The sequence below is a fragment of the Burkholderia semiarida genome, from assembly GCF_029268935.1.
GTDB lineage: Bacteria > Pseudomonadota > Gammaproteobacteria > Burkholderiales > Burkholderiaceae > Burkholderia > Burkholderia semiarida.
This window is the reverse complement of record NZ_JAHLCL010000005.1, coordinates 847,052-872,350: the sequence shown is the minus strand read 5'-3', so window position 1 is coordinate 872,350 and position 25,299 is coordinate 847,052. Positions and strand designations below refer to the sequence as shown.

At 67.3% G+C, this 25,299-nt stretch carries 22 protein-coding genes and 1 pseudogene; 11 read left to right on the top strand and 12 right to left on the bottom strand.

Annotated features, from left to right (window positions below):
• Positions 1–43 precede the first annotated feature (43 nt).
• Both KPB06_RS10735 and KPB06_RS10730 read left to right on the top strand, forming a co-directional pair.
• Positions 44–1,522, top strand: coding sequence for an NAD-dependent succinate-semialdehyde dehydrogenase (locus tag KPB06_RS10735; RefSeq protein ID WP_059579492.1), 1,479 nt, complete (start codon positions 44–46; stop codon positions 1,520–1,522).
• A 20-nt stretch (positions 1,523–1,542) separates the two neighbouring features.
• A complete protein-coding gene (locus tag KPB06_RS10730; RefSeq protein ID WP_059579489.1) occupies positions 1,543–2,937 on the top strand; it encodes an aspartate aminotransferase family protein in 1,395 nt (464 codons plus the stop codon).
• Between the two features lie 245 nt (positions 2,938–3,182).
• On the opposite strand, the gene KPB06_RS10725 is transcribed toward KPB06_RS10730, so the two are convergent.
• On the bottom strand, positions 3,183–3,944 hold the full coding sequence (locus KPB06_RS10725) for a hypothetical protein (protein WP_059579487.1): 762 nt from the start codon (positions 3,942–3,944) through the stop codon (positions 3,183–3,185).
• A gap of 102 nt (positions 3,945–4,046) precedes the next feature.
• Between KPB06_RS10725 and KPB06_RS10720 the strand changes: the two are divergent.
• A pseudogene (locus KPB06_RS10720) lies at positions 4,047–4,317 on the top strand (hypothetical protein); the annotation flags it as partial.
• Positions 4,318–4,470: 153 nt separating this feature from the next.
• On the opposite strand, the gene KPB06_RS10715 reads toward KPB06_RS10720, so the two are convergent.
• Positions 4,471–5,403 carry an MBL fold metallo-hydrolase gene (locus tag KPB06_RS10715; protein ID WP_059579484.1) on the bottom strand — a complete coding sequence of 311 codons (933 nt, stop codon included), beginning with the start codon at positions 5,401–5,403 and terminating at the stop codon, positions 4,471–4,473.
• Between the two features lie 296 nt (positions 5,404–5,699).
• Positions 5,700–7,085: an MFS transporter gene (locus tag KPB06_RS10710; RefSeq protein WP_059579482.1), complete on the bottom strand. Its 1,386-nt coding sequence runs from the start codon at positions 7,083–7,085 to the stop codon at positions 5,700–5,702.
• Positions 7,086–7,347: 262 nt separating this feature from the next.
• Between KPB06_RS10710 and KPB06_RS10705 the strand changes: the two genes are divergently transcribed.
• Complete coding sequence (locus tag KPB06_RS10705) at positions 7,348–7,635, top strand: DUF1330 domain-containing protein (RefSeq protein WP_059579480.1); 288 nt, start codon at positions 7,348–7,350, stop codon at positions 7,633–7,635.
• 19 nt (positions 7,636–7,654) lie between these two features.
• On the opposite strand, the gene dhaL is transcribed toward KPB06_RS10705, so the two are convergent.
• From dhaL to KPB06_RS10690, 3 genes are all read right to left on the bottom strand, one after another.
• The gene (gene dhaL / locus KPB06_RS10700) at positions 7,655–9,355 is read right to left on the bottom strand and encodes a dihydroxyacetone kinase subunit DhaL (protein ID WP_059579476.1); all 1,701 of its coding nucleotides are present in this window, start codon (positions 9,353–9,355) and stop codon (positions 7,655–7,657) included.
• 244 nt (positions 9,356–9,599) lie between these two features.
• A complete protein-coding gene (locus KPB06_RS10695; RefSeq protein ID WP_275905452.1) occupies positions 9,600–10,727 on the bottom strand; it encodes a sigma-54 interaction domain-containing protein in 1,128 nt (375 codons plus the stop codon).
• A 219-nt stretch (positions 10,728–10,946) separates the two neighbouring features.
• A complete protein-coding gene (locus KPB06_RS10690; RefSeq protein ID WP_275905453.1) occupies positions 10,947–11,177 on the bottom strand; it encodes a hypothetical protein in 231 nt (76 codons plus the stop codon).
• A gap of 3 nt (positions 11,178–11,180) precedes the next feature.
• On the opposite strand from KPB06_RS10690, the gene msuE reads away from it, so the two are divergent.
• Both msuE and sfnG read left to right on the top strand, forming a co-directional pair.
• Entirely contained in the window at positions 11,181–11,741 is a 561-nt protein-coding gene (gene msuE / locus KPB06_RS10685) for an FMN reductase (RefSeq protein ID WP_124658537.1), read from the top strand.
• 37 nt (positions 11,742–11,778) lie between these two features.
• Complete coding sequence (gene sfnG / locus KPB06_RS10680) at positions 11,779–12,882, top strand: dimethylsulfone monooxygenase SfnG (RefSeq protein ID WP_059579471.1); 1,104 nt, start codon at positions 11,779–11,781, stop codon at positions 12,880–12,882.
• A 60-nt stretch (positions 12,883–12,942) separates the two neighbouring features.
• On the opposite strand, the gene KPB06_RS10675 is transcribed toward sfnG, so the two are convergent.
• A complete protein-coding gene (locus KPB06_RS10675; RefSeq protein ID WP_089466027.1) occupies positions 12,943–13,590 on the bottom strand; it encodes a LysE family translocator in 648 nt (215 codons plus the stop codon).
• A 111-nt stretch (positions 13,591–13,701) separates the two neighbouring features.
• Between KPB06_RS10675 and KPB06_RS10670 the strand changes: the two genes are divergently transcribed.
• Entirely contained in the window at positions 13,702–14,553 is an 852-nt protein-coding gene (locus KPB06_RS10670) for a LysR substrate-binding domain-containing protein (protein ID WP_059579469.1), read from the top strand.
• 20 nt (positions 14,554–14,573) lie between these two features.
• Here KPB06_RS10670 and KPB06_RS10665 read toward each other — a convergent pair whose 3' ends face one another.
• Positions 14,574–15,464: a LysR substrate-binding domain-containing protein gene (locus KPB06_RS10665; protein WP_275905454.1), complete on the bottom strand. Its 891-nt coding sequence runs from the start codon at positions 15,462–15,464 to the stop codon at positions 14,574–14,576.
• Positions 15,465–15,616: 152 nt separating this feature from the next.
• Between KPB06_RS10665 and ydiJ the strand changes: the two genes are divergently transcribed.
• Complete coding sequence (ydiJ, locus tag KPB06_RS10660) at positions 15,617–18,664, top strand: D-2-hydroxyglutarate dehydrogenase YdiJ (protein ID WP_275905455.1); 3,048 nt, start codon at positions 15,617–15,619, stop codon at positions 18,662–18,664.
• 93 nt (positions 18,665–18,757) lie between these two features.
• On the opposite strand, the gene KPB06_RS10655 is transcribed toward ydiJ, so the two are convergent.
• From KPB06_RS10655 to KPB06_RS10645, 3 genes are all read right to left on the bottom strand, one after another.
• Positions 18,758–19,060, bottom strand: a complete 303-nt coding sequence (locus KPB06_RS10655) for a hypothetical protein (RefSeq protein WP_059579460.1) — start codon at positions 19,058–19,060, stop codon at positions 18,758–18,760.
• A gap of 87 nt (positions 19,061–19,147) precedes the next feature.
• Positions 19,148–20,302 (bottom strand): branched-chain amino acid ABC transporter substrate-binding protein, encoded by a 1,155-nt coding sequence (locus KPB06_RS10650; protein WP_124658540.1) that lies wholly within the window; start codon positions 20,300–20,302, stop codon positions 19,148–19,150.
• Positions 20,303–20,943: 641 nt separating this feature from the next.
• A complete protein-coding gene (locus KPB06_RS10645; RefSeq protein WP_089466026.1) occupies positions 20,944–21,843 on the bottom strand; it encodes a DMT family transporter in 900 nt (299 codons plus the stop codon).
• A 57-nt stretch (positions 21,844–21,900) separates the two neighbouring features.
• Here KPB06_RS10645 and KPB06_RS10640 point away from each other — a divergent pair, with 57 nt between their 5' ends.
• Positions 21,901–22,863: a LysR substrate-binding domain-containing protein gene (locus tag KPB06_RS10640; protein ID WP_124658541.1), complete on the top strand. Its 963-nt coding sequence runs from the start codon at positions 21,901–21,903 to the stop codon at positions 22,861–22,863.
• Between the two features lie 43 nt (positions 22,864–22,906).
• Here the strand turns inward: KPB06_RS10640 and KPB06_RS10635 are convergent, their stop codons facing one another.
• Entirely contained in the window at positions 22,907–23,509 is a 603-nt protein-coding gene (locus KPB06_RS10635) for a DUF6630 family protein (protein ID WP_124658542.1), read from the bottom strand.
• Between the two features lie 397 nt (positions 23,510–23,906).
• Between KPB06_RS10635 and KPB06_RS10630 the strand changes: the two genes are divergently transcribed.
• Together KPB06_RS10630 and KPB06_RS10625 are read left to right on the top strand one after the other, a co-directional pair.
• Entirely contained in the window at positions 23,907–24,569 is a 663-nt protein-coding gene (locus KPB06_RS10630) for a hypothetical protein (protein WP_059579449.1), read from the top strand.
• A 61-nt stretch (positions 24,570–24,630) separates the two neighbouring features.
• Positions 24,631–25,098, top strand: a complete 468-nt coding sequence (locus KPB06_RS10625) for a sodium:proline symporter (RefSeq protein ID WP_124658543.1) — start codon at positions 24,631–24,633, stop codon at positions 25,096–25,098.
• The last annotated feature ends 201 nt before the right edge of the window (positions 25,099–25,299 follow it).

Genomic DNA, 25,299 nt, shown 5'->3' with positions numbered 1-25,299 from the left:
CGCGACACAATGAAGTCCGTGCCCACCAACGAGGAGACGCAGCATGCTGCCCGGACACCCCGTTCTGTTCAAGTCGACCTGCTACGTCGACGGTCGCTGGATCCACAGCGACAGTGCCGCGACGGTCGCCGTCGTGAATCCGGCCGATCAGGCCGTGATCGGTCACGTGCCGATGCTCGAACGCGCGCAGATCGTCGCGGCCGTCGATGCCGCGCAGCGCGCGTACGGCACCTGGCGCTGGACATCGCAAGCGGCGCGCAGCGCGACATTGCTGCGCTGGCATGCGCTGATCCTGCGTCACGTCGACGATCTGGCCGCGCTGCTGTCGCTGGAACAGGGCAAGCCGCTGGCCGAAGCGCGCGGCGAGATCCGCTATGCGGCGAGCTTCGTCGAATGGTTCGCGAACGAGGCCAAACGCGTCGCGGGCCGCACGATTCCGACGCATATCGACGGTGCGCATCTCGGCACCGTGATGGAGCCGGTCGGCGTCGCGGCGCTGATCACGCCGTGGAATTTCCCGGCCGCGATGATCACGCGCAAGGCGGCGGCCGCGATCGCGGTCGGTTGCACCGTGGTCGTGAAGCCCGCGCACGAAACGCCGTTCTCGGCGCTCGCGCTCGCGCAGCTCGCCGACGAGGCCGGCTTCCCGGCCGGCGTGTTCAACGTCGTGCTAGGCGAGCCGCAGATGGCGATGGAAACGCTGGTCGGCGACGCGCGCGTGCGTGCGGTGAGCTTCACCGGCTCGACGCGCGTCGGGCGGCTCGTGACCGAAGCCGCCGCGAAGGCCGGCATTCGCAAGATCGCGCTCGAACTGGGCGGCAACGCGCCGTTCATCGTGACCGAGGACGCGGATCTCGACCAGGCGGTGCCGATCGCCGTCGGCGCGAAGTTCCAGACCTCCGGCCAGGACTGCTGCGCGGCGAACCGGATTCTCGTCGCGCGCCCGCTGTACGACGCGTTCGTCGAACGGTATGCGAACGCGGTGCGCGCGCTGAAGACGGGGCCCGCGTTCGAGCAGGGCGTCGACGTCGGCCCGCTGATGCATCAGGCCGCGTTCGACGCGACCGTGGCGCGCGTCGAGGATGCGCGGGCGCGCGGTGCGCGCATCGTCGCGGGCGGCCGGCCGCATGCGCTCGGCGGCTGGTTCTACGAGCCGACCGTGATCGCGGATGCCGCACCCGGCATGCGCGTGGTCGACGAGGAAAACTTCGCGCCGATCTCGGCCGTCGGCGCGTTCGACACGCTCGACGAGGCAATCGAAACGGCCAACGACACCGAATACGGCCTCGCTGCCTACGTATGCGCGACGCGCGTCGACACGATCTTCCAGCTCGTGCGGCGGCTCGATTTCGCGATGGTGTCAGTCAACGGCGTGAAATTCACCGGCGCGCCGATCCCGTTCGGCGGGATGAAGGCGTCGGGCCTCGGGCGCGAAGGCGGCGCCGAAGGCTTCGAACCGTTCACTGAAACCAAGTACTTCTGCCTCGGCAATCTCGGCCTGCCCGTTACGGCGACGGCCTGACCCATTCAAAGGAACCCATCATGAAACAATCGATCGACGCACTGCTGCGCGAGGACCGCGCCCACTTCATGCACCCGTCGACGCACGCGTACGACCACGAGACCGGCGCGCTGCCGGGCAAGATCGTGCGCGGCGGCGAAGGCATCCGCATCGAGGATCACCAGGGCAAGCGCTATATCGACGCGTTCGCCGGCCTCTACTGCGTGAACATCGGCTACGGCCGCACCGAAGTGGCCGACGCGATGCACGAACAGGCGAAGCAGCTCGCCTATTACCACACGTACGTCGGCCACGCGTCGGACGCGATCATCGAGCTGTCGTCGCGCATCATCGACTGGTCGCCGGCGGGGATGAAGAAGGTCTACTACGGGATGTCGGGTTCCGACGCGAACGAGACGCAGGTCAAGATCGTCTGGTATTACAACAACGTGCTCGGCCGCCCGAACAAGAAGAAGATCATCTCGCGCGAGCGCGGCTATCACGGCTCGGGCATCGTGACGGGCAGCCTCACGGGCCTGCCGAGCTTCCACCAGCATTTCGACCTGCCGATCGACCGCGTGAAGCATACGGTGTGTCCGCACTGGTACCGCAAGGCGCCGGCCGGCATGAACGAAGCGCAGTTCGTCGCGTACTGCGTCGACGAACTCGAGAAGCTGATCGCGCGCGAGGGCGCCGACACGGTCGCCGCGTTCATCGCGGAGCCGGTGATGGGCACGGGCGGCATCATCGAACCGCCGGCCGGCTACTGGCCCGCGATCCAGGCCGTGCTGCGCAAGCACGACATCCTGCTGATTTCCGATGAAGTCGTGTGCGGGTTCGGGCGTCTCGGCTCGAAGATGGGCGCGCAGCACTTCGGGATCGAGCCCGACCTGATTACCGTCGCGAAGGGGCTGACGAGCGCGTATGCGCCGTTGTCGGGCGTGATCGTCGGCGAGAAGGTGTGGGACGTGATCGCGCGCGGCTCGCAGGAACACGGGCCGATGGGGCACGGCTGGACGTATTCGGGCCATCCGGTATGCGCGGCCGCGGCGCTTGCGAATCTCGCGATTCTGGAGCGTGAGAACCTGGTCGGCAACGCGGCCGAGGTCGGCGCGTATTTCGGCGCGAAGCTGCGCGATGCATTCGGCGCGCATGCGCTCGTCGGCGAAGTGCGCAGCGTCGGGATGCTGGCCGCGCTCGAGTTCATGGCCGACAAGGACGCACGTACGCCGTTCGATCCCGCGCTGAAGATCGGCGCGCAGGTGTCGGCTGCGGCGTTGCAGCGCGGCGTGATCGCGCGGGCGATGCCGCACGGCGACATTCTCGGCTTTGCGCCGCCGCTCGTGATGACGCGTGCGGAAGCCGACGAGATCGTCGCGATCGTGAAGGATGCGGTGGACGAGGTAGCGGAGCGGAATATTTCGGCCGTCGCGTGAGTTGTCAGCGATCCTGATGCGCGTTCCGGCGCGCGAGGCGACGCCGCCGCATGCAAGTGCGGCGGCGTGTTTTTGGGGGCTGTTCGCGAGTTTGGCTAGCCGCCTGGCTATCAGCGTGCAAAGGAAGCAAGTCGGCGGATGTTTTCTTCACTATTGATCCCCGCCGGTCATCCAGCTCCTATCTGCATCACTATCCATGAATGCCAGTGCGGGCATTTTTTCTTGTGCGAACGCTTCGATGTTCCTTAGCGCTGAAGCGAGTCGAACAACTTGTTGAACGGATCAACCTGTGCCATCAGACCTTCGTTGAGGCCGTCGATTGCATGTTGAAGATCGCTTTCCAGCGATTCGATCGACGGATAGCTATATGGGTCGTTGGACTGCTTCCAACTGACATGTTGTCGGAGAATGGCATCGTATGTGTCGCTCTTGAACATGACAATGTCGCCGATCACTCTGCGCGTGTACGCGTGACGAGCGCCGGGCGTTACATAGCCTGTTCCGACACGAATGTACAGAACGGCATCGCTTCCTTGATAGGGCGAGCCGCTTGCCTGCCAGAGGCGGTGCTCGTCCGGTTTGACCGTGGGGAGGCCCGGCGATGACGCATCAACCTCCTTTACGGTGAAGCCATGGTTTCGCAGAACCGTTTCGATACTGTCGGTGAAGCGCCGGTTCAACCCAGTGTCGCCCAATTTGGCCGTCACGAGGTCGTTGAGTGACGTCGGCGAGTCGTTTTCGCTCTTGTTGAGCCCGGCGTTGACAGCGCCCGCGATGGCTCCCGTTGCGAGCGCTCCGACTACGCCGGCACCTGGAATTGGAATCGGGATGTGAATGGGACCAGACGGCCCGAATGCGATGTACACCGCTTTACCGGGATAGACGACCGTCACGGTCTTGACCGCACCCAGTTTTTCACTATCGATCTCGGGCGTCGCATCGCTAGCATGGCCTGAGATGGAAATCAGGAGCGCTAGGGCGGCGAAGCTTTTTTTGTTCAGTAACATGTGCGTCCGATCTCCATGGCTGTTCGTTGGCAAAATATTTGCTGGACGCACGGGTTATCGGATCTTTGGGGAAAAGCTTGAGCGTGGGCGAGCGGACCAAGCATGAGCCGGAAGACGGGCGCGCAGCACGTCGGGGATCAAGCCCGATCTGATTACCGTCGCGAAGGGGCTGACGAGTGCGTATGCGCCGCCGTGGGGCGTGATCGTAGGCGAGAAGGTGTGGGATGTGATCGCGCGGGCGATGCCGCACGGCGACATTCTCGGCTTTGCGCCGCCGCTCGTGATGACGCGTGCGGAAGCCGACGAGATCGTCGCGATCGTGAAGGATGCGGTGGACGAGGTAGCGGAGCGGAATATTTCGGCCGTCGCGTGAGTTGTCAGCGATCCTGATGCGCGTTCCGGCGCGCGAGGCGACGCCGCCGCATGCAAGTGCGGCGGCGTGTTTTCTTGCCGGTCCGGGTGCAGGTCCGGTTCAGCAAAACCGTCGTCGCATCGCCTACGGCGCGCGTCGGCTATCGCCCGTCACTCAGTAATCCCACACGACCGGGACGAACCGGAAACCGTCGCCGTCCCGGGCAACATGGCCGATGGACGGGAACGCGACGTGCGCGGCAGCCAGCATCGAGCCGGTGTCCGCGGCTTCGTTGAACAGCGCGAGACGCACGTCGACCGCCGCTTCGGGATCGTGTTCGAAGCCGTTTTGCCAGTCGGGATTGTCGAAGTTGACTTCGAAAATCGCATCGCCCGCGAACGTCAGCTTTTCTCCGTTCGATGCGATGTCGACCACGCAGTGCCCCGGCGTATGCCCGCCCGTCACCCGCGCCGACACGCCCGCGGCGACTTCCACGGTGCGATCGAACTGCACGACGTGTTCGCCGTAGAGCTCCATGAACCTCGCTGCCGCCTTGCGCAGCGCGGGCGGAACGGTTTCCGGCATCACCGTCTTGCTGAAGTCCGGATGCTTCCAGAACGCCACTTCCGCGGCCGACACGTGAATGCGTACGTCGGGGCGCAGCTTCGCCTTGACGCCGTCGACGTTCAGCCCGCCGACGTGATCCATGTGCATGTGCGTGATCACGATATCGGTGATCGCGGCCAGATCGATGCCGGCCGATTCCAGACGCATCACCGAGCGCCCGGCGCGCGTGAAGTATTCGAAACCGTCGCCCACGCCCGAATCGATCAGGATCAGGCGATCGCCGCTGCGCACGAGCGCGATGTTGAGCGCCCAGTCGAACATGTCGCGTTGCAGGAAACGGCCGTCGAACCACGCGTTGCGGTCCGCTTCGCTCACGTTGGTGGACATGGTGGAAGTCGGCAGCGGCAGCACGCCGTCGCTGATCAGCACGACATCGACGTCGCCGATGCGCACCGCGTAGCGGGACGAAACGAGCTCGCCCGAAGATTCGTTGCCCAGGCGGGCGGTAACCGGCCGGACGTTGCGGATGGGTGCGTTCATGTTCAGTAGTCCTGTTCGTCGAGAGAGGTAAGCCGCGCGGCACGGCGCGGCTCGCTGGCGCGATCGTGAAGGCCGCGCTTCGGTTCGCCCGGATTCCGGTCGAGCGTGTCAACGATTGTAGTGACGGCCGACACACGCCGACAGCGCCGCGCGGGGGCACATCGTGTTGTCCGGACGACAACAATCGGGCCGCGGCTTCGGTGGCCCGAAATGCACGTCGCCCGCCGTCCGTTGCCGGACGGCGGGCGATGCAATGGTTGCCGTTTATGGGAAGCCGGGCGCGGCCGGCGCGCGGGTCAGCCCGGCTGGCCGGGGAGCGTGTCGCCGCGCAGCGAACATCCGCGCGTCTCGATCACCGCCAGCAGCGCGATCAGCCCGACCGCGCAGGCGGCCATCATGTAGTACGCGGGAATCAGTGCGTTGCCGGTCTTGCCGATCAGCCAGTCGTTGACGATCGGCGCGGTGCCGCCGAACAGCGACGTCGACACGTTGTAGGCGATCGCCATGCCCGCATACCGGACGTGGGTCGGGAACATCGCCGGGAACATCGCGGAAATGGTGGCGAGCTGCGGCACGTAGAGCACGCCGAGCACCGCGAAGCCGACGAACGCGCCGAGCGGGCCGTGCGTCATCAGCGTGAACATCGGCACGGCCGCGACGAACAGCCCGACGAGCGAGATCCACCACATCGTCTTGCGGCCGACGCGATCCGACAGCCAGCCGGCGAACGGCAGCAGCACCATCATCGCGAGCATGCCGATCAGCGGAATCAGCAGCGACATGTTTTCGCTGACGCCGAGCTCCTTGTGCATGTAGGTCGGCATGTACGCGAGCAGCACGTAGTTGACGACGTTCAATGCGACGACGAGCCCGCCGAGCAGCAGCAGCGGCTTCGCATAGCGCACCAGCAGCAGCCGGATCGGCAGCGCGACGGCGACGCTTTTCTCGCGGCGGTGCGCCTGCTCCTCGAGTTCGCGGAACACCGGCGTTTCCTCGAGGCGCGAGCGCAGGTAGAAGCCGATCAGGCCGAGCGGCGCCGCGACGAGGAACGGCAGGCGCCAACCCCACGCATGCATCGCCGAATCGCCGAGCAGCAGCGCGAAGCCGAGCATCAGGAACGCGCCGAGCGAGAAGCCGGCGAGCGTCGCGAATTCGAGGAAGCTGCCGCACAGGCCGCGCCGCGAATCGGGCGCGTATTCGGCGATGAAGGTCGCCGCACCGCCGTATTCGCCGCCGGTCGAGAAGCCCTGCACCATGCGCAGCACGATCAGCGCGGCCGGCGCCAGCCAGCCGGCCGTCGCGTAGCTCGGCAGCAAGCCGACGAGCAAGGTTGCGCCCGACATCGTCAGGACCGTCAGCGCGAGCACGCGCTTGCGGCCGAGCCGGTCGCCGAGCGGCCCCCAGAACAGGCCGCCGAGCGGGCGGATCAGGAACGAGATCGCGAACGTGCCGAGCGCGAACAGCGTCGCGCTGGCCGTGTTGCCGGGAAAGAGCGCGGCGGAAATGTACGCGAGGCCGTACGCGTAAATACCGTAATCGAACCATTCGGTCGCGTTGCCGAGGGCGGCGGCCGTGATCGCGACCCGCGGCAGGCTGTGCGGCTCGTCGCCGCGCTGGGTGGTTGTATCGTCGGGAATCGACGACGCGGCGGAAACGGAAGTCCACGATGGCACGTATCGCATGAGGGTCCTCGCTATCAGCATGCGCCCGGGCGGGCGCCGACGAGGATCAAAGTAATCCCGCCAATTAGCGATGCCCGATGTCATAGGACGATGTGGAGATCGGGGTTTTCCCGCGCCGTGGCGGGGGGCCGGCGGAGGCCGGGGCCGGCTCGCCGCGGCGCCGGCCGGCGAATGGCGGTAAGCTGCGCGCAGCCATGCGGGATTCGTCGGAGTGTGCGGCGCGTGGCGTCCCTTTTTTCACCCTTCATCAGGAGCGCATATCGTGGCGACCTACATCGTCTTTACACGGGAAAGCACGCAGGACCAGCATGAGCTCGACCTCTACTCGAGCCAGGTCGGTGCGACCCTCGCCGGCCATCCGGTGAAGGTGCTCGCCGCTTATGGGCCGCAGGAAACCCTCGAGGGTGAAGGCCCGGAAGGCGTCGTGATCGTCGAGTTCCCGTCGAAGGAGGCCGCGCACGCGTGGTATCACGGCCCCGAATACCAGAAGGTCGTCCAGCACCGGTTCAAGGGCGCGCGCTATCGCGCGGTGCTGGTCGAGGGCGTCTGAGCGCGGCCGCGCGCGCCCGTTACCGCACGTGCGGCAGCAGCGCGCGCAGCCAGTACGCGACGGCCACCGCGCCGCCATCCGGCGTACCGATCGCGCGTTCGCCGAGATAGCTGGCCCGTCCCGCGCGCGGCGTCATGCGTGCCGTTTCCCGCGCGCCTCGCTCGGCCGCGTCGACGGCCGCCGCCCATGCGCTCGCGGGATCGCGATCGCCATCGAGCGCGCGGCCGAATGCGTCGACGGCCGGCACCAGCGCATCGAGCATCGTCCGGTCGCCGGCCTGCGCGCCGCCGAGTTCGCTGATCGAATCCACCGCCGCGCGCAATGCCGCGGCCCAGTCGCGCGGCGACGGCTCGGCGATATCGGCCAGCCGGCGCGACGCGCGCAGCAGCGCGGTCGCATAGAACGGACCGGAGCTGCCGGCGATCGCGCGACGCAACGCGGCGCCGAGCGCCGCGAGCGCACCGGACGGCGTGCCGTACGCGGTGTCGGGTAGTTCGAGGATCGCCTGCGCGGCGCGCCGCATGCTCGCGCCGAGATCGCCGTCGCCGGCTGCCGCATCGAGATCCGTCAACGTCTGCTCGTGGTCGATCAATGTTTGCGCCACCGCGTGCAGCGCCGGTTGCAGGCGCGCGGCCCACGCGCGGCCGGCTGCGTCGAGCGGCGGCAGCGGCGCGTCCTGCGACGCGGCCGCGGCCACGCGAATCCGTGTGTTCACGATGCCGCCGCCCGGCCATGCGCGCGCCTGCGTCGGCGCATCGAGCAGCGCCGCGCGCTCGTCGTTCAGCCGCAGCACCGAGATCGAGCAGCCCGGCATGTTCAGCGCGGACAGGAACGTGCCTGCCCATGCGCGCGCGACGACGATGCCGCGCCGGCTCAGGTTGTCGAACGCGGCGCGCAGCACGATCGCGAGTTCCATGTCCGGCGTCGCGCCGAGGCCGTTGACGAACAGCGCGACGCGCTCGTCGCGCTCGAGCACGAGATCGGCGACGATGCTCGACAGCAGCGTGTCGGCCAGCGCGTCGGCCGGCAGCGGCGCGCGGCGCTCGACGCCTTTCTCGCCGTGGATGCCGAGGCCCAGCTCGATCTCGTGATCGGCGAGGCTGAAGCCCGATTTGTCGGCGCCCGGGATCGTGCAGCCGTCGAGCGCGACGCCCATCGTGCCGAGCTCGGCTGCCGCGTCGCGCGCGATACCCGCGACGCGGGCAAGCGGCAGCCCGCGCGCGGCGGCGGCGCCCGCGAGCTTGTGGATCAGCACGGTGCCGGCGATCCCGCGCCGCTGGCCGCGCTCGACGCGGCCGCGCAGCGCGACGTCGTCGGCGACGATCACGGTTTCGACCGGAATGCCTTCCGCGCGTGCGAGCTCGGCGGCGAGCCCGAAATTGAGCCGGTCGCCGGTGTAGTTCTTCACGATCAGCAGCGCGCCGTTCGGGCCGGCGCTCGCGCGAATCGCGGCGAGCACGGCGTCGGTCGACGGCGACGTGAACACTTCGCCGCACACGGCCGCGCTCAGCATCCCTTCGCCGACATAGCCGCCGTGCGCGGGCTCGTGGCCGCTGCCGCCGCCGGACAGGATCGCGACCGGCCGCTGCGACGGCTCGGGCAGCGGCTGGCGGACGAGCACGTGCTCGTCGCCGAGGATCGCGAGATGCGGCGATTGCCGCGCGATGCCTTCCAGCATCTCTCGCACGACGTCGGACGGGCGGTTTACTAGCTTTTTCATGGCGACGGGTTCCGGACGGGTGAACGGGGCTCGGCCGGACGCGCACGGGCGCCGGACGGCTTTCGTGTTGCGGAGGATCGTGCGTGAGCGGTTGCCGGTCGCAGGCGATCGCATAACCGACGACCGGATGCGGGGCGGGCAACGAAGCGTACGCCTGGCGCCACGATACATCAGGTTCGGACGTCGCGACACGGATCGCGACGTGATCGCGCCGGGGCGGAACGGCGGCGCGCGCCGTATGCCGCTATTTCAGCGCGGCGATCGCCTTCGCGCGAATCAGCCGCGCACGCAGCACGTTGCGGCTGATGCCGAGCAACTGCGCGGCGCGGATCTGGTTGCGATGGCTGAATTCGAACGCGACGCGCATGACCGTGTCCTCGATGTGCTCGAAAAGATTGCCGTGCCCTTCGTCGAACAGGTCGCGCAGCGCGTGTTCGAGCGCCGCCTGTGCGTCGGCGGGCGAATCGGCTGCTGGCGCGGCAACGGTCGGCCGGCATGGCGGCGCGATGTGCAGGTCGGTGTCCTGCAGCGCGTCGTGGCGGCTCACGAGCAGCGCGTGATGGATCACGTTCTCCAGTTCGCGGATATTGCCCGGCCAGCCGTGCGCCTCGAGCCGACGCTCGGCGCGTGGATCGATGCGGCGCGGGCCGCTGCCGAGCCGGTCGCGGTACATGTCGAAGAAGTGCCGCGCGAGCGGCAGGATGTCGCCCGGGCGCTCGCGCAGCGGCGGGACCGCGAGCAGCACGACGTTGAGCCGGTAGAACAGGTCGCCGCGAAAATGTCCGGCCGCGATGGCCTGCTGCAAGTCGACGTTGGTCGCCGCGACCACGCGCACGTCGACCGGAATCCCCGTGCGCGAACCGAGCCGCACGACCTCGCGTTCCTGCAGCACGCGCAGCAGCTTGACCTGCATCGCGAGCGGCAGGTCGCCGATTTCGTCGAGAAACAGCGTACCGCCGTGCGCGGCTTCGAACCAGCCGGGCTTCGCGTTGATCGCACCCGTAAACGCGCCTTTCTCGTGGCCGAACAGTTCGCTGTCGACGAGCGTTTCGGAGAATGCGCCGCAGTTCACCGCGACGAACGGCCCGTCGCGACGGGCGCCGAGATCGTGCACGCGGCGCGCGATCAGTTCCTTGCCGGTGCCCGTCTCGCCGACGATCAGCACGTTCGCGTCGCTCGGCGCGACGCGGCGAACCTGTTCGAGCAGCGCGAGCGAACGCGGATCGGCGAACACCTGCGCTTGCGCACAGGGCTGCGCGTGACGTTCGGGCCGCGTGAGCACGGGCGCCTCGGCCTGAAGCTCGGCGAGGTCGCGGGGCGCGGTGACGACACGAAGATTGAGCGGGCGCGGCGATGGGGAAATGGAAGTCATGGCGATGAACCGTTGGATGGCCAGGCGATGCGGGGCGGCTGCTGCGTGATCAGCAGAGTGTTGAACGTTTCGCCGCGCGCGAAAAGCATCGATTTCTGATAACCAAAGCGCGATTGCTGCGGAACCTGCAATGGCGCGGAAGAGCGGCGGGGCCGTGACGCTATGACGTCGAATCAGGCGCTACCACATGTGATGCGCTGCTGCCCGATCAGCAGCGCATCAGCAGGCCCGCTGCACCGGATTCATCGCGTTGCGGAATATCGATGTGATGCACGAACCGGAACGCTTGCCACCGTCGCGCATTTGGCCGAGCGCCAGTTCCGGCGGGCGATGGTAAAAAACTTCGTGATACAGACGACCTTTACGCCATGCACCCACACCGATGGCACGCTCCTTGCTGACCCGAACCGGTATCGCCGCACTGCACGCGGCTCCACCACGGGAACGCATGGCATGAGCCACACCCTCAACGTCGTCGCGATATCGGGCAGCCTGCAGCGGCCGTCGCGCACGCTGGCGCTGACCGACGCGATCGTCACGGCGCTCGGCGCCGCGCTGCCGATCGATACACGGCTGATCGAACTCGGCGAGATCGGCAGCCGGCTGGCCGGCGCGCTGACGCGCGCGCAGGTGCCGGCCGATCTCGATGAGCTGATCCGCGCGATCGAGACCGCCGATGCGCTCGTCGTCGCGAGCCCGGTGTACCGCGCGTCGTACACGGGCCTTTTCAAGCACCTGTTCGACCTCGTGCGCCACGACGCGCTCGTCGACGTGCCCGTGCTGCTCGCGGCCACCGGCGGCAGCGAGCGGCATGCGCTCGTGATCGACCATCAGCTGCGCCCGTTGTTCAGCTTCTTCCAGGCACGCACGCTGCCGATCGGCGTGTATGCGTCCGAAAGCGATTTCAACGCGTACCAGATCGCCAGCCCGGCGTTGCGCGAGCGCATCGCGCTCGCGGTGAATCGCGCGGTGCCGCAACTGCGCGCGCATGTGCTTTCCGCCGCGGCCGCGTAAGCCGCTTTTTCGTTTCCCCTTCGACCAGGACACCTTCATGAGCCTTCCCGACCCTTCCGCCGACGGCGTCAAATTCGCGTACTGGGTGCCGAACGTCAGCGGCGGCCTCGTCGTGAGCACGATCGAGCAGCGCACCGACTGGAGCCTCGAATACAACCAGAAGCTCGCGCGCACGGCCGAGGCAGCCGGCTTCGACTACGCGCTGAGCCAGATCCGCTTCACGGCCGGCTACGGCGCCGAATATCAGCACGAGTCGGTGTCGTTCAGCCAGGCGCTGCTGCATGCGACGACGAAGCTCAAGGTGCTCGCCGCGATCCTGCCGGGGCCGTGGCATCCGGCCGTGGTCGCGAAGCAGCTCGCGACGATCGACCACATCTCGAACGGGCGCATCGCGATCAACGTCGTGAGCGGCTGGTTCAAGGGCGAATTCACCGCGATCGGCGAGCCGTGGCTCGAGCACGACGAACGCTATCGGCGCTCGAAGGAATTCATCCAGGCGCTCAAGGGCATCTGGACGCAGGACAATTTCACGTTCAAGGGCGACTTCTACCGCTTCAACGACTACACGCTGAGCCCGAAGCCGGTGCAGAAGCCGCATCCGGAAATCTTCCAGGGCGGCAGCTCGCGCGCGGCGCGCGACAACGCGGCGAGCGTGTCGGACTGGTATTTCACGAACGGCAATACGCCGGAGAACCTGAAGGCGCAGATCGACGACATCCGCGCGAAGGCGGCCGCGAACAACCATCGCGTGCGGATCGGCGTCAATGCGTTCGTGATCGCGCGCGACACCGAGGAAGAAGCGAAGGCCGTGCTCGACGACATCATCCGGCATGCGCACGTCGAGGCCGTGCACGCGTTCGGCGATGCGGTGAAGCAGGCCGGCAAGGCGTCGCCCGAGGGCGAGGGCAACTGGGCGAAATCGACGTTCGAGGATCTCGTGCAGTACAACGACGGCTTTCGCACGAACCTGATCGGCACGCCGCGGCAGATTGCCGAGCGGATCGTCGCGCTGAAGGCGATCGGCGTCGATCTCGTGCTGGCCGGGTTCCTGCATTTCATCGAGGAAGTCGAGTACTTCGGCAAGCGCGTGCTGCCGCTCGTGCGCGAGCTGGAGGCGCAGCGGCAGGCCGTGGCCGCGTGACGCCGACCGGTCGCCTGCGCGCGGCCCGCGATCGTGCGGGCCCGCGCGGCGGCACGACGCTTACGTGATGCCCGCCATCTTCGATGCCTCGATCACCATCTCCGCGCCGAGGCCGCCGAGCACCGCGCCCATGGCCCAGCGCTGCGCGAGCAGCAGCGCGGGACGGCCGTGCAGGAACCTCGCGAGGCTGCTCGAGCAGATCGCCACCAGCCCGTTGGCCGACGCGAACGCGGCAATCAGCAGCGAGCCGAGAAACAGCGACTGGCCGAACACGCTGCCTCGCCCGTAGTCGATGAACTGCGGCAGCAGCGACACGAACAGCATCGCGAGCTTCGGGTTCAGCACGCTGGTCGTCGCGCCCATCGCGAGCAGCCGCAACGGCTGCTCGTTCGGCAGCGTCTTCACCTCGAACGGCGAGCGGCCGCCCGGCCGCACCGCCTGCCATGCGAGATACAGCAGATAGGCCGCCCCGACCGCGCCCAGCACGCTGCCCGCATAGGGCACGCTCATGAACAGCGTCGTGATGCCGAACGCCGCGGCGAACATGTAGAACAGGTAGCCGATCATCACGCCGGCGAGCGAAACGAGGCCGGCCGCGCGCCCTTGCGCGATCGAGCGCGACATCACGTAGACCATGTTCGGCCCCGGCGTGACCGCGAGCATGCCGCCGATGACGAGGAACCCGTAGAGCGATCCGGACGTGTGCATGTTTTCCGCTTCCTGCATCGAGTGAGTGCCGACGCAGGTCATTCTCCGGCGATGGAGGCGAACAGTAAAACGGGATAAACTGAATCGATTGATCAGTTTTTCTGAATCGACATGAAAAAGCTCGACCTCGATGTGCTCGCGATGGTGGTGGCCGTCGCGGATTCCGGATCGTTCGCGCAGGGCGCGCAGGCCGTGCATCGGTCGCCGTCGGCGGTGAGCATGCAGATCAGGACGCTGGAGGACGCGCTCGGCAAGCCGCTGTTCATCCGCGACACGCGCAACGTCACGGCGACCGACGACGGCAGGATGCTCGCCGACTACGGCCGGCGGATGCTCGCGATGCGCGACGAGGCGTGGGCGTCGGTCGTGCGTCCGGAGATTCGCGGCCGCGTGACGATCGGCGTGCCCGACGATTACATCTCGTCGCTGCTGCCGCAGGTGCTCGGCAAGTTCGCCGCGATGCATCCGCGCGTGGAGGTGCGCGTGATCGGCCAGCCGAGCAGCGCGCTCGTGCCGATGCTGAGGGACAACACGGTCGATCTCGCGTGCCTCACGCGGATCAAGGGCGTGACGGGCGAGCTGATCCGGATGGAGCCGCTCGTCTGGGTCGGCTCGCCGAAGCGCAACGTGTGGGAAGAGCGGCCGCTGCCGGTGGCGTTTTTCCCGCACGGCGGCAGCATGGCGCGCGATCACGCGGTGAGGGCGCTGAATCGACGGAAGATCCCATACCGGATGTCGTACGAAAGCCCGAGCCACCTCGGGCTGCTGAGCATGGTGGAGGCCGGGCTCGCGGTCGCGCCGCTCGCGCGCTGCTGTATTCCCGATCATCTCGTGCAACTGTCGGAAAGCCACGGGTTGCCGCCGCTCGGCGAAATGGAAGTCGTGCTCGCGCGCAGCGCGCAGTCCGCGCGCCCCCCGTGCGACTACCTCGCCGAGCAGATTCTCGGCGAATGGCGCGTCTGAGGGCCGCTACGCGCCGTGTGTCAGCACGACGCCAGCAGCCATTCGCGGAAGGCGACGAGCGACGGCAGCGTTTCGTTGCCCGGCGGGTAGACGAGGTAATAGCTGCGCTGGCTGGTAATGGCGTCGCCGATCGAGTCGAGTTCGCCGCGGCTCAATTCGTCGTCCACGAGCACCTTCGGCACCAGCCCGATCCCCATTCCGGCACGCACGGCCTGGATCAGGTGCGACGTCAGCTCGAAGCTCGGGCCGACGCGCATCTGGCGATGGTCGAGTCGATAGTGCGAGAACCACTCTGCCCAGGCCTGCTGATTGCTCGTCACGCCCAGCAGCGTCTGCTTCGCGGCCCAGGCCGGCGTGCGCGTGTCGGTCTTGCGGCCGCGCCCCGTATCGGGCGGCGCGATCGCGATCAGGAACTCGTTGTACAGCCGGTGCGCGTGCAGGCCCGGCCAGTCGTCCGCGCCGACGGTGATCGCCGCGTCGAGGTCGTCGTTGAGAAAATCGATCGCGCCGATTCGTGAATGAAGGTGCAAGGTCACACCCGGATGCGCGGCGTAGAAGCCGTGCAGGTGCGGCAGCAGCCATTTCGAGCCGAACGTCGGCAGGGTGGCCAGCCGCAGCGAGCCGGCGCCGGCCTGATGCGACATCGCCTGCAGCGTCGCGCCGCGAATGCGCCCGAGCGCGCCGCTCAGCTCGGCGAAATAGCGGCGGCCGACTTCGGTCAGCTTGACCGAGCGGCCCTCGCGCCGGAACAGCGGCACGCCGAGCTGATCCTCGAGCGTCTGCACCTGCCGGCTGATCGCGCTCTGGCTCAGCGACAGCTCGTCGGCTGCGCGCGTGTAGCTTTCATGCCGCGCGGCGGCCTCGAATGCGAGCAGCAGCGACATCGACGGGGTGAGGCGACGGTAATTCATGAGTTTTATGCAAGATTTGCCGGGTGAGAATTCGTTTGTTTCCGGCGGGATATCCAAAGATACTGGAATTCCCAGTTGCGCGGAAACTTGCCAAAAATTCATGTTTAGGCGCACGCAAACCGGCCGGCTCCACCCACATTGCGTTTTGTCCCATGTCGATCGTCCCGTTGCCCCGTCCCGCGAGCCCGTCCGCGACCGTTTATCGCGATTTTCTCGCCGCGCTGCAGGCCGCCGGCTTTGCCGGGGAAATCCGCGCTGATCATGCGAACCGGACCGTGCAGGCCACCGACAACTCGATCTACCAGCGCCTGCCGCAGGCGGTGGTCTGCCCTGCGCATGCGGACGACGTCCAGTTGCTGGCCCGGCTGCTGGCCGAGCCCGCGCATCGCGACGTCGCGGTGGCCGCGCGCGGCGGCGGCACCGGCACCAACGGGCAGTCGCTGACCGACGGCATCGTCGTCGATCTGTCGCGGAACATGAACCGCATCCTCGAGATCGACGCGGAAGAACGCTGGGTGCGCGTGGAGGCCGGCGTCGTCAAGGATCAGCTCAATGCGGCGCTGAAGCCGCACGGCCTCTTCTTCGCGCCGGAACTGTCGACGTCGAACCGCGCGACCGTCGGCGGGATGATCAACACCGACGCGAGCGGCCAGGGCAGCTGCACGTACGGCAAGACGCGCGACCACGTGCTCGAACTCGATTTCGTGCTGATGGGCGGCGAACGGTTGCACAGCGACGCGCTCGACGATGAAGAACTGGAGCGCCGCTGCGCGCGGCAGGACCGTGTCGGCAAGGTGTATCGCACCGCGCGGCGCATCCGCGACGACAAGGCCGCGCTCATCGACGCGAAATTTCCGAAACTCAACCGCTGCCTGACCGGCTACGACCTCGCGCACCTGCGCGAGGCGGACGGCCGCTTCAACCTGAACAGCGTGCTGTGCGGCGCGGAAGGCTCGCTCGGCTTCGTCGTCGAGGCGAAGCTCAACGTGCTGCCGATCCCGAAGTTTTCGGTGCTGGTCAACGTGCGTTATGCGGGCTTCATGGACGCGTTGCGCGACGCGCGCGCGCTGCTCGAACACCGGCCGCTGTCGATCGAGACGGTCGATTCGAAAGTGCTGATGCTCGCGATGAAGGACTTCGTGTGGAGCAGCGTGGCCGAGTATTTCCCGCAGGACGACGCGCGTCCGACGCTCGGCATCAACCTGATCGAATTCAGCGGCGACGGTGAACACGACGTCGATGCGCGCGTGCGTGCGTTCGTCGAGCATCTGCGCACCGATACGAGCGTGGCGCGGCTCGGCCACACGCTGGCGGTCGGCGACGACGCGGTGAAGCGCGTGTATGCGATGCGCAAGCGCGCGGTCGGCCTGCTCGGCAACGTGCAGGGCGAGGCGCGTCCGCAGCCGTTCGTCGAGGACACCGCGGTGCCGCCCGAGAACCTCGCCGCGTACATCGCCGAGTTCCGCGCGCTGCTGGACGGCCACGGGCTGCAGTACGGGATGTTCGGCCACGTCGATGCGGGCGTGCTGCACGTGCGCCCGGCGCTCGACATGAAGGACCCGAAGCAGGCGGCGCTGGTGCGGCCTGTGTCGGACGCGGTGGCCGAGCTCACGCGGCGCCATGGTGGCCTTTTATGGGGCGAGCACGGCAAGGGCGTGCGCTCCGAATATGCGCCGGCGTTTTTCGGGGAGCTGTATCCGTCGCTGCAGCAACTGAAGGCCGCGTTCGATCCGCACAACCAGTTCAACCCGGGCAAGATCGCGACGCCGCCGGACTCCGCGCTGCGGCTGCTGAAGATCGACGAGGTGCCGACGCGCGGCGACCACGACCGGCAGATCGACGAGCGCGTGTGGCAAAGCTACGGCACCGCGATGCATTGCAACGGCAATGGCGCGTGCTACAACTTCGATCCGGACGACGCGATGTGCCCGTCGTGGAAGGCGACGCGCGAACGCGTGCAGTCGCCGAAGGGGCGCGCGTCGCTGATGCGCGAATGGTTGCGCCTGCAAGGGCAGGCGGGCGTCGACGTCGTCGCGGCGGCGCGCACGCGGCAGCCGTTCCTGCGCGGTCTGGCCGCGCGCTGGCGCAACGGCCGCAACGCCCGCGATGGCGACGCGGATTTCTCGCACGAGGTGTACGACGCGATGGCCGGTTGCCTCGCGTGCAAGTCGTGCGCGGGACAGTGTCCGGTCAAGGTGAACGTGCCCGAGTTTCGCTCGCGCTTTCTCGAGCTGTATCACCAGCGGTACCTGCGGCCGCTGCGCGACTACCTGATCGGCTCGCTCGAATTCACGATGCCGTGGATGGCGCGCGTGCCGGCGCTGTACAACTGGCTGATGGGCGCCGGCTGGGTGCGGACGCTGCTCGAGCGTCGGATCGGCATGGTCGACAGCCCGCTGCTGAGCCGTTTCGATCTCGCGGCCGTGATCCGCGCATGGCGCGTGAAGCCGGCCGATCCGCATGCGCTCGCCGCGCTGAGCGATGCGCAGCGCGCGCGCAGCGTCGTCATCGTGCAAGACACGTTCACGCGCTACTTCGATACCGAGCAACTGGCGACGCTGATCGAGCTGGCGGCGCGCCTGGGCTTCCAGGCGTGGCTCGCGCCGCTCGCGCCGAACGGCAAGGCGCTGCACGTGCAGGGGTTTCTTCACGCATTCGAAAAGGCGGCGGTGCGCAACGCGACGCAACTGGCCGCGCTCGCGCGCTCGGGCGTCGCGCTGGTCGGCCTCGATCCGGCGATGACGCTGACGTATCGGCAGGAGTACCGGAAGGTGACGGGGCTCACCGACGTGCCGAAGGTCGCGCTGCCGCAGGAATGGCTGCTCGATGTGCTGCCGGAAGCCGGTGCGGGCGGGGCGACGGTTTCATATCGGCTGCTGCCGCACTGCACCGAGAAGACCAATGCGCCGGACAGCGGCAAGCAATGGGTGCAGGTGTTCGCGCGTCGCGGGCTGCGCTTGCAGGTTCAGGCGGCCGGGTGTTGCGGGATGTCGGGCACGTACGGGCACGAGGCGCGCAATCTCGCGACGTCGAAGACGATCTATGCGCAGTCTTGGGCCGCGCACGTTGACGGGCCGGAGCAGGAAGGCGAGGCGCTGGCGACCGGGTATTCGTGCCGCAGCCAGGTGAAACGCCTATCGTCGAAGCAGGTGCGCCATCCGTTGCAGGCGCTGCTCGACCATGTGCGGGCCGTGGGGTGACAACAGGGCGGTGCGGGGCGCGCGCCGCCTAGGCGGCGTCGATCGCGCGTCGAGCGGCAACCCCGTGCCGCTGTCGACTGCCGCCGGCGCGGGTCAGGCGTCGGCTTTCGCCGCTTTCCGCGCCCGCGGTTTTTCCGCCGCGGGAAGCACGCCGACGCCGCGCGGCCGTTTCGGCTCGATCCGCATTTGCCGGATCACGCGCCGGAAGTCGATCTCGTGCGCGGCCAGCGTGCCGATCAGTTTCGCGATGACCGCGAGGTGGGAAGGGACGGTGCCCTTGCTCGAATAGTTGGTGATCGAACTTTCGTTCATCCGGATCAGGCGGGCGAACTCGCGCGCCGTCAACTGTGCCTTCTTCAACTCCTGCTGGAATTCCGCATACGCCATTGCGCACATGATGCTTCGTCTCCGTGAATCGGCATTCGGCCCGCGCGGCGCCGGCGTCGACGGGTGGCGTTCCCGTCGTGCCGGCGCCGCGTGGGGTTACATCTTCACCTGGTCGAGGAAGGTCTTCTTGCCGCTCTTGTAGCCGTAGATCGAGATGATCCCGTGCGTCAGGTCGCCCTTCGAGTCGAACGTCGTCGTGCCGATCACGCCGTCGTACTTCGTCGCCGGCATCGCCGCGAGGATCTTCGCCGGATCGGTCGAGTTCGCGCGCTTCATCGCGTCGACCGCGATGTAGACCGCGTCATACGCGAACGGTGCGTCGAACTTGATGCCCTGGTTGAAGCGTTTCTGGTACTTCGCGAGGAAGTCCGCGCCGCCCGGCATCTTCTCGAGCGCAGCGCCTGCCTGCGAGCACAGCACGTTGTCGGCCGCCGGGCCGGCCAGCTGCGCGAGCGAGTCGGTGCACACGCCGTCGCCGGACAGGATCTTCGCGCGCAGGCCGAGCTGCTTCGCCTGCTTCGCGAGCGGGCCGCCGGTGGCGTCCATGCCGCCGTACATGATCGCGTCGGGGTTCTCGCCCTTGATCTTGGTCAGGATCGCGCGGAAGTCCACCGCCTTGTCGTTGGTCGCGTCGTGCGACAGCACCTTCAGGCCGAGCGCCTTCGCCTTCTTCTCGAACTCGTTCGCGAGGCCCTGGCCGTACGCGGTCGAATCGTCGATCACCGCGACGCTCTTCACGCCCTTCGACTGTGCATAGCTCGCGAGCGCCGGGCCCTGCTGCGCATCGGTCGCGACCACGCGGTAGGTCGTCTTGAAGCCTTGCTGCGTGTAGCTCGGGTTCGTGGCCGACGGCGAGATCTGCACGATGCCCGCGTCGCTGTAGATCTTCGACGCCGGGATCGACGTGCCCGAGTTCAGGTGGCCGATGACGGCGACGACCTTGTCGTCGACGAGCTTCTGCGCCACCTGCGTCGCCTGGCGCGGGTCGGCCGCGTCATCCTGCGCGTCGAGCTGCAGCGTGATCTTCTTGCCGCCGATCGTCAGGCCCTTCGCGTTGATTTCCTCGACCGCGAGGCGCGCACCGTTCTCGTTGTCCTTGCCGAGGTGCGAGATGCCACCCGTCGTCGGTTCGACGCTGCCGATCTTCACCACTTGATCGGCCATCGCGCCCGAGGCGGCCGCGAACGCGGCGGCAGCCAATGCAACGGTGATCAGGGGTTTGCAGCGCATGCCGACAGTGCTTCGTTCCATCTGTCATCTCCGAATTGAATGTCTTTCTATTGACGTCTCGACCGGCCGGCCGCGGCCGGCGCGATCGGACGATTTTCACTACCCGTCACGGGCGCGCTTGCATGGCGTCCGGCCGGGTGACCTGCCGCCCGGGCGAGCGGGCGGACCGGCGCCTGACGCGATGCAATTCGTATGAATATATCGGAACCCGCTTCCGCGTGCCGCCGTGCCCCGTGTGGCGGGCTGTTGCGGCGCTCGCCGGCGCGCGAATGTCGAAGGTTACGGATACCGGAAATCGGGCGCCGCGCCGGCCTGCGGATTGCGATTCGCTGTCGTCGGCCTTACGGCCGTATCCATTATTCGGCCGGTCGTCGCGGCGAAGCCATGGACACTGACGTGCGGTCAATCGGGAACTGTTTGGTCGATTTGTCTGCACAGTTTGGTCAATTGCGAATCGCGTATCCGGTTTCATGGTCATGCTTCATCGGCAGCGACAGCCGTCGTTATGCAACTAACGGTCTGGTTCGCCAGCATCAACGAATGGGTGCCGATTGCATTGACCGCGCCATTCGTCCAGTTCGGCAGAAACCGGGGCTTTTCCCGACCGGCCCGCTTCGGCTTTCGGATCGTCGCGTTGGCCACGCAATCGCCGCCATCTCGACCTACGACCGTCCGCGCCATGCGACGACGGTCACGCCTGCAATCGCCAGCAGGCCGCCGCACGCCGTCGCGATGCCGGGCCGCTCGCCCGTCAGCGCCATCGACAGCAGTGTCGCAACCGCCGGCGTCAGGTAGAGAAAGCTGGCCGCGCGCGCGGCGCCGAAGTAGCCGAGCGCGAAGGTCCATGTCGCGTAACCGAGCGCGGCGGGAAAGACGCCGAGCACCACGACGGCCAGCGCCGTATCGCGCGACCCGCCGCCGAGCGACACGAGCGCGCCGGGCAGCCACGGCGCGAGCAGCGCCGCGCCCGCCAGCAGCGTGTATGCGGTGCACGGCAGCGCGCCGTACACGGGAATCAGCCGCCGCTGCAACACGAAATAGCTGGCCGAACACAGCGCCGCGCCGAGAATCAGCGTGCTTCCCGAGCCGAGGACGAGGCCGCCCGGCTGCCCTTGCGCGATCACCGCGATGCCGGCCAGGCTGATCAGCGAGCCGAGCCAGCCCCAGCGATCGAAGCGCTCGCGCAGAAACACGGCGGCCAGCAACGCGGTGAAGATCGGCAGCGTGTTCACGATGAAACTCGCCGCGCCGGCCGACACGGTTTGCTCGCCGGTATTGAGCAGCGCGTTGTAGAGTGCGATGCCGAGCAGGCCGCACGCGAGAAAGCGCCACGCATCGCCTTTCGTCGGCAGCGGCGGCCGTCGCCACGCGAGCCACGCGATCACGAGCAACGCAGCGGTCGCGAAGCGCGCGGCCGCGAGCTGCAGCGGTGCGAGGCCGTGCAGGCCGATCCGGATGAACGGGAAGGCGGACGCCCACGAGACGATCGTGAACGCGACGGCCGCTGCCGCGACGAGCGGTTGTCGCGCGCCGCGCGACGTCGGTGACGAAAGCGTATTCATGCGGTAATGGTGCGGCATGGCGAGATGCTAAGCTAGCGCACAGATCAACACCCGGATATGAATATGGCTCACAGCTCGGCGGCGCGGCGGGCAGACGGTCCGGCGCATGCGCGCCCGGTGGCCGCCACCCCGATGCCGGGCCCGCGGCCGCCGCTCGCGAGCCTGGAGACGGTCTGCACGGTCGCGCGCGAGGGTTCGTTTCTCGCGGCCGCCGACGTCTCCGGCGTCACGCACGGCGCGATCAGCCGGCGGGTGGCCGCCGTGGAAAACTGGCTCGGGATGGCGCTGTTCGAGCGGCATGCGCGCGGCGTGCGCCTGACGCCGGACGGGCAGCGCTTCGTCGGCCGGATCGAGCAGGCGTTCGCGATCATCGACGGCGCGGCCGATCAGTGGCGCTCGCCGCGCACGCCGCGGCTGGTCCGGATGAGCGTGGTGCCCGCGTTCGCGCAGCTGTGGCTGCTGGAGCGGCAGCCTGCGCTCGAGCGTGAAGCGCCCGCGTTGCGCATCGAGCTCGGCATCGAGCTGCGCAACGTGGATATCGCCGGCGGCGAAGCCGATCTGTCGATCCGGTACGGGCGCGGCAACTGGCGTCAGCTTGAAACCCGGCCGTTCATGCCGGAACGGCTGTATCCGGTCGCCCATCCGCGGCTTGCCGCGCAACTGGCCAGGATGCGCCGCGCAACGGGCGATGCCGCGCTGCTCGACATGCCGTTGCTGCACGATTCCGACGTGACCGGCTGGCGCACGTGGTTCGATGCGCTCGGCATTCCGTTCAAGCCGCGTGCGCAGGATCGCCGGTTCGAGGATTACAACCTCGTGCTGGCGGCGGCCGAAGCGGGGCTGGGCGTGGCGCTTGCGCGAACACCGCTTGCGGATGCGTATCTGAAGCGCAGCGCACTCGTGCGCGTGAGCCGCCACGAAGTCGATTCGCTGCTCAGCTATCACTTCGTGCATGCGAAGGGCGAGAATCGGCCGGAAGTCCTTGCGTTGATGGAGCGGATGGTCAGGGCGCTGGGGTAGGGGGCGGCGGATTGCGTAGAATGGCGAGCGGGACGCATGCCTTTCACGGCCGAAGGTCGTCGTACATCGAGATTTCCGCACCCGCGGCATGGGCAAGCGCGAGTGCTTCGGCGAGGTCGTCTTGGCTGACGGCGAACGCCGTATAGGCGTCGTGTCCGGTGTCGAGATGAAGCAACGCGTACCCTTTATCGGCCAGCCAGGCGCCCAGCACGAGCAGCCCGGCCGGTACGTCGCCTTCGCCGTCCCAGGTCCAGCGCTCGGCGATGCCCAGCGTATCGAGCATCTGGTTTGCCTGCCATTCGATTTGGTCGGATGCGCGCCAGTCGACCGAAATGCACAGGCACCAGTTGGAAGGGTCGAGCGTTTCCGGGGCGCTCATGTCGCGTGTCAGTACCCAGTCGAGTATCGACGACGTGTCTTCTCCGGGTTCGGCATCGAGGACGTAGGCGACGAGACGGTGACGGGTCGCGGTGTCGAGCGGCTTTACGATGAGCTCGACCAGCTTCGCAAGCGCCACCAACGCGTCTGGCGATGGCGAGAAGTGATCGCGCAGGATATCGGCATCGGAAACCGGCTCGGGCGCGTCCGGTGTGTCGTTCCGGTCGCTTGTCTTGTTGCCAAACCAGCGCGTGAAAAATCGGATCATGGTTTCTCCAGCATTGCCTCGTTTCGCGGCCACCAACGCGTGCGATCACGGCCGGCAGGGAAGCCGGTTTTCGGATGAAGCCCTGTGTCGATGTCGTCGAGCGTACCGTCGGACTTCCGACGCCACGAAAGGGGCGAGTGTATACGGCACGGACGGCTGGCTTGCCATGGAAACTCGCGTGGTCATGCCGCTTTATGTCGGCGACCGTTTCGGGACGAATGGAATGCGGCGGGGTTCGGTCGCGGCCGCAGCCGCCGAATCGTTACAATGCAGCCGCGGAAAACGGCGAGATCGCCGCGGTGAAGCGGAACAGTGAAGCGGAATCGAGCCTTTGCCCGATGGCAGGGCGATCACCAATTATTGCAATACGGGTTCAAATTTGCACAAAAGGGAACCGATGAATAGACCAGACAAATCGTCGAAAGCGCGTGCGGCGCTGGATCAACTTTTTTCCGGCCTGGCGCCCACGGACGCGAAGCGCGAATCGCCGCGTCCGGGCAATCCGTTCGCAACGGACGACGAGGTGTCGAGCGCATCCGGCGGTCGCGGCGTCGAAGTCACGTTGTCGACCCGCATCCAGTTGCGCGGTTATCCGAGCGCCGACGCGTTCATGAAGCGCATGGCCGAAGCGTGGGGCCTCGAGTGGGGCACGTACGACAGCGTTCGCGCGGTGGCGACGCTGCCTGCCGGATGGCGTTCGCGCCGGCTTCCGGAAGTCACGCAGATCGTCGACGAGCGCGACGTGCTGCGCGCCGAGAGCAGCCTGCAGGGCGGCGAAATGTCGTATTTGAAGGTGCATCCGCGCTACTACATCGATGCGCGCAAGCGTTTCGGCTGGAGCAAGTCGTCGAAGGCGTCCGACGATCCGGATCTCGACGGCCCCGACTGGAACTGCTTCGTGATCGATCGGGAAAAATCCGTCGAATTGCACGAACTGACGACGTCGTCGTTGAAGGCCGACATGGACAATGCGCGGGCGACGCTGCTGAAATGGCTCGATGAGCACTATCCGAAACATCGCGATCCGTTTGCGTACTGGTCGGACTGCGAAGGGGCGTAGCGGACCGGTTTGCACGGCGGCTTCGCTCGATGCATCGATTTCCCCGCCATAAGGACGAGCATTGAAACAAGCGCGCGTGGTGCCGGTTCTCTGGGCAGCGTTCGGCGCGGCGGTCGGATCGACCGTCATCGAGTTGCTGCTCTGGGCGATGACCGGCGATGACGCCGTCCACAATCTGTTTCGCGACGCGCGCCTCACCGCCGCGATCGTGATGGGGCCACGCGTGCTCGGCGCGTCCGGCGGCTTCGATCCGCTGGTCATGGGCGTGGCGACGCTCGTGCATGCGGCGCTTTCGCTCGTCTATGCGGCCGTGCTGGCACGGCTGATCCGCAGTTTGCCGCTCGTGGCCGCGCTGTTCGCGGGCGGCGCGTTCGGGTTCCTCCTGTATGGCGTGAACCTGTACGGGTTCACGGCGATCTTTCCGTGGTTCATCCCGGTTCGCGGCGCGATCACGCTGATCGCTCATCTGGTATTCGGGATCACGGCAGCGGCTGTCTACCATGTCGCCCGACGTCACGCTACGCGGTGATCCCGGCATCGATTGCCAAGGATGTCTGCGACGGACATCCGTATCCCGACCCCTGGAATAACCTGCCGCGCTGTGTCGTTTAGCCGTCAGGAGACCCCTGTACGAAGCGAAGCAGCGGCGAGAGGCGATCGCCGCGCGACGAATCGTGCGCAAGCAAAACGGTGCGCGGGCGTCGTTGGCGACGCTCGGGATCAATGGGTC

Excerpts from the sequence above, each read along its gene's own strand:
- KPB06_RS10735 (WP_059579492.1), top strand. The coding sequence starts at position 44 with ATGCTGCCCGGACACCCCGTTCTGTTCAAGTCGACCTGCTACGTCGAC.
- KPB06_RS10730 (WP_059579489.1), top strand. The coding sequence starts at position 1,543 with ATGAAACAATCGATCGACGCACTGCTGCGCGAGGACCGCGCCCACTTC.
- KPB06_RS10725 (WP_059579487.1), bottom strand. The coding sequence starts at position 3,944 with ATGTTACTGAACAAAAAAAGCTTCGCCGCCCTAGCGCTCCTGATTTCC.
- KPB06_RS10715 (WP_059579484.1), bottom strand. The coding sequence starts at position 5,403 with ATGAACGCACCCATCCGCAACGTCCGGCCGGTTACCGCCCGCCTGGGC.
- KPB06_RS10710 (WP_059579482.1), bottom strand. The coding sequence starts at position 7,085 with ATGCGATACGTGCCATCGTGGACTTCCGTTTCCGCCGCGTCGTCGATT.
- dhaL (WP_059579476.1), bottom strand. The coding sequence starts at position 9,355 with ATGAAAAAGCTAGTAAACCGCCCGTCCGACGTCGTGCGAGAGATGCTG.
- KPB06_RS10695 (WP_275905452.1), bottom strand. The coding sequence starts at position 10,727 with ATGACTTCCATTTCCCCATCGCCGCGCCCGCTCAATCTTCGTGTCGTC.
- KPB06_RS10690 (WP_275905453.1), bottom strand. The coding sequence starts at position 11,177 with ATGCGTTCCCGTGGTGGAGCCGCGTGCAGTGCGGCGATACCGGTTCGG.
- msuE (WP_124658537.1), top strand. The coding sequence starts at position 11,181 with ATGAGCCACACCCTCAACGTCGTCGCGATATCGGGCAGCCTGCAGCGG.
- sfnG (WP_059579471.1), top strand. The coding sequence starts at position 11,779 with ATGAGCCTTCCCGACCCTTCCGCCGACGGCGTCAAATTCGCGTACTGG.
- KPB06_RS10675 (WP_089466027.1), bottom strand. The coding sequence starts at position 13,590 with ATGCACACGTCCGGATCGCTCTACGGGTTCCTCGTCATCGGCGGCATG.
- KPB06_RS10670 (WP_059579469.1), top strand. The coding sequence starts at position 13,702 with ATGAAAAAGCTCGACCTCGATGTGCTCGCGATGGTGGTGGCCGTCGCG.
- KPB06_RS10665 (WP_275905454.1), bottom strand. The coding sequence starts at position 15,464 with ATGAATTACCGTCGCCTCACCCCGTCGATGTCGCTGCTGCTCGCATTC.
- ydiJ (WP_275905455.1), top strand. The coding sequence starts at position 15,617 with ATGTCGATCGTCCCGTTGCCCCGTCCCGCGAGCCCGTCCGCGACCGTT.
- KPB06_RS10655 (WP_059579460.1), bottom strand. The coding sequence starts at position 19,060 with ATGTGCGCAATGGCGTATGCGGAATTCCAGCAGGAGTTGAAGAAGGCA.
- KPB06_RS10650 (WP_124658540.1), bottom strand. The coding sequence starts at position 20,302 with ATGGAACGAAGCACTGTCGGCATGCGCTGCAAACCCCTGATCACCGTT.
- KPB06_RS10645 (WP_089466026.1), bottom strand. The coding sequence starts at position 21,843 with ATGAATACGCTTTCGTCACCGACGTCGCGCGGCGCGCGACAACCGCTC.
- KPB06_RS10640 (WP_124658541.1), top strand. The coding sequence starts at position 21,901 with ATGAATATGGCTCACAGCTCGGCGGCGCGGCGGGCAGACGGTCCGGCG.
- KPB06_RS10635 (WP_124658542.1), bottom strand. The coding sequence starts at position 23,509 with ATGATCCGATTTTTCACGCGCTGGTTTGGCAACAAGACAAGCGACCGG.
- KPB06_RS10630 (WP_059579449.1), top strand. The coding sequence starts at position 23,907 with ATGAATAGACCAGACAAATCGTCGAAAGCGCGTGCGGCGCTGGATCAA.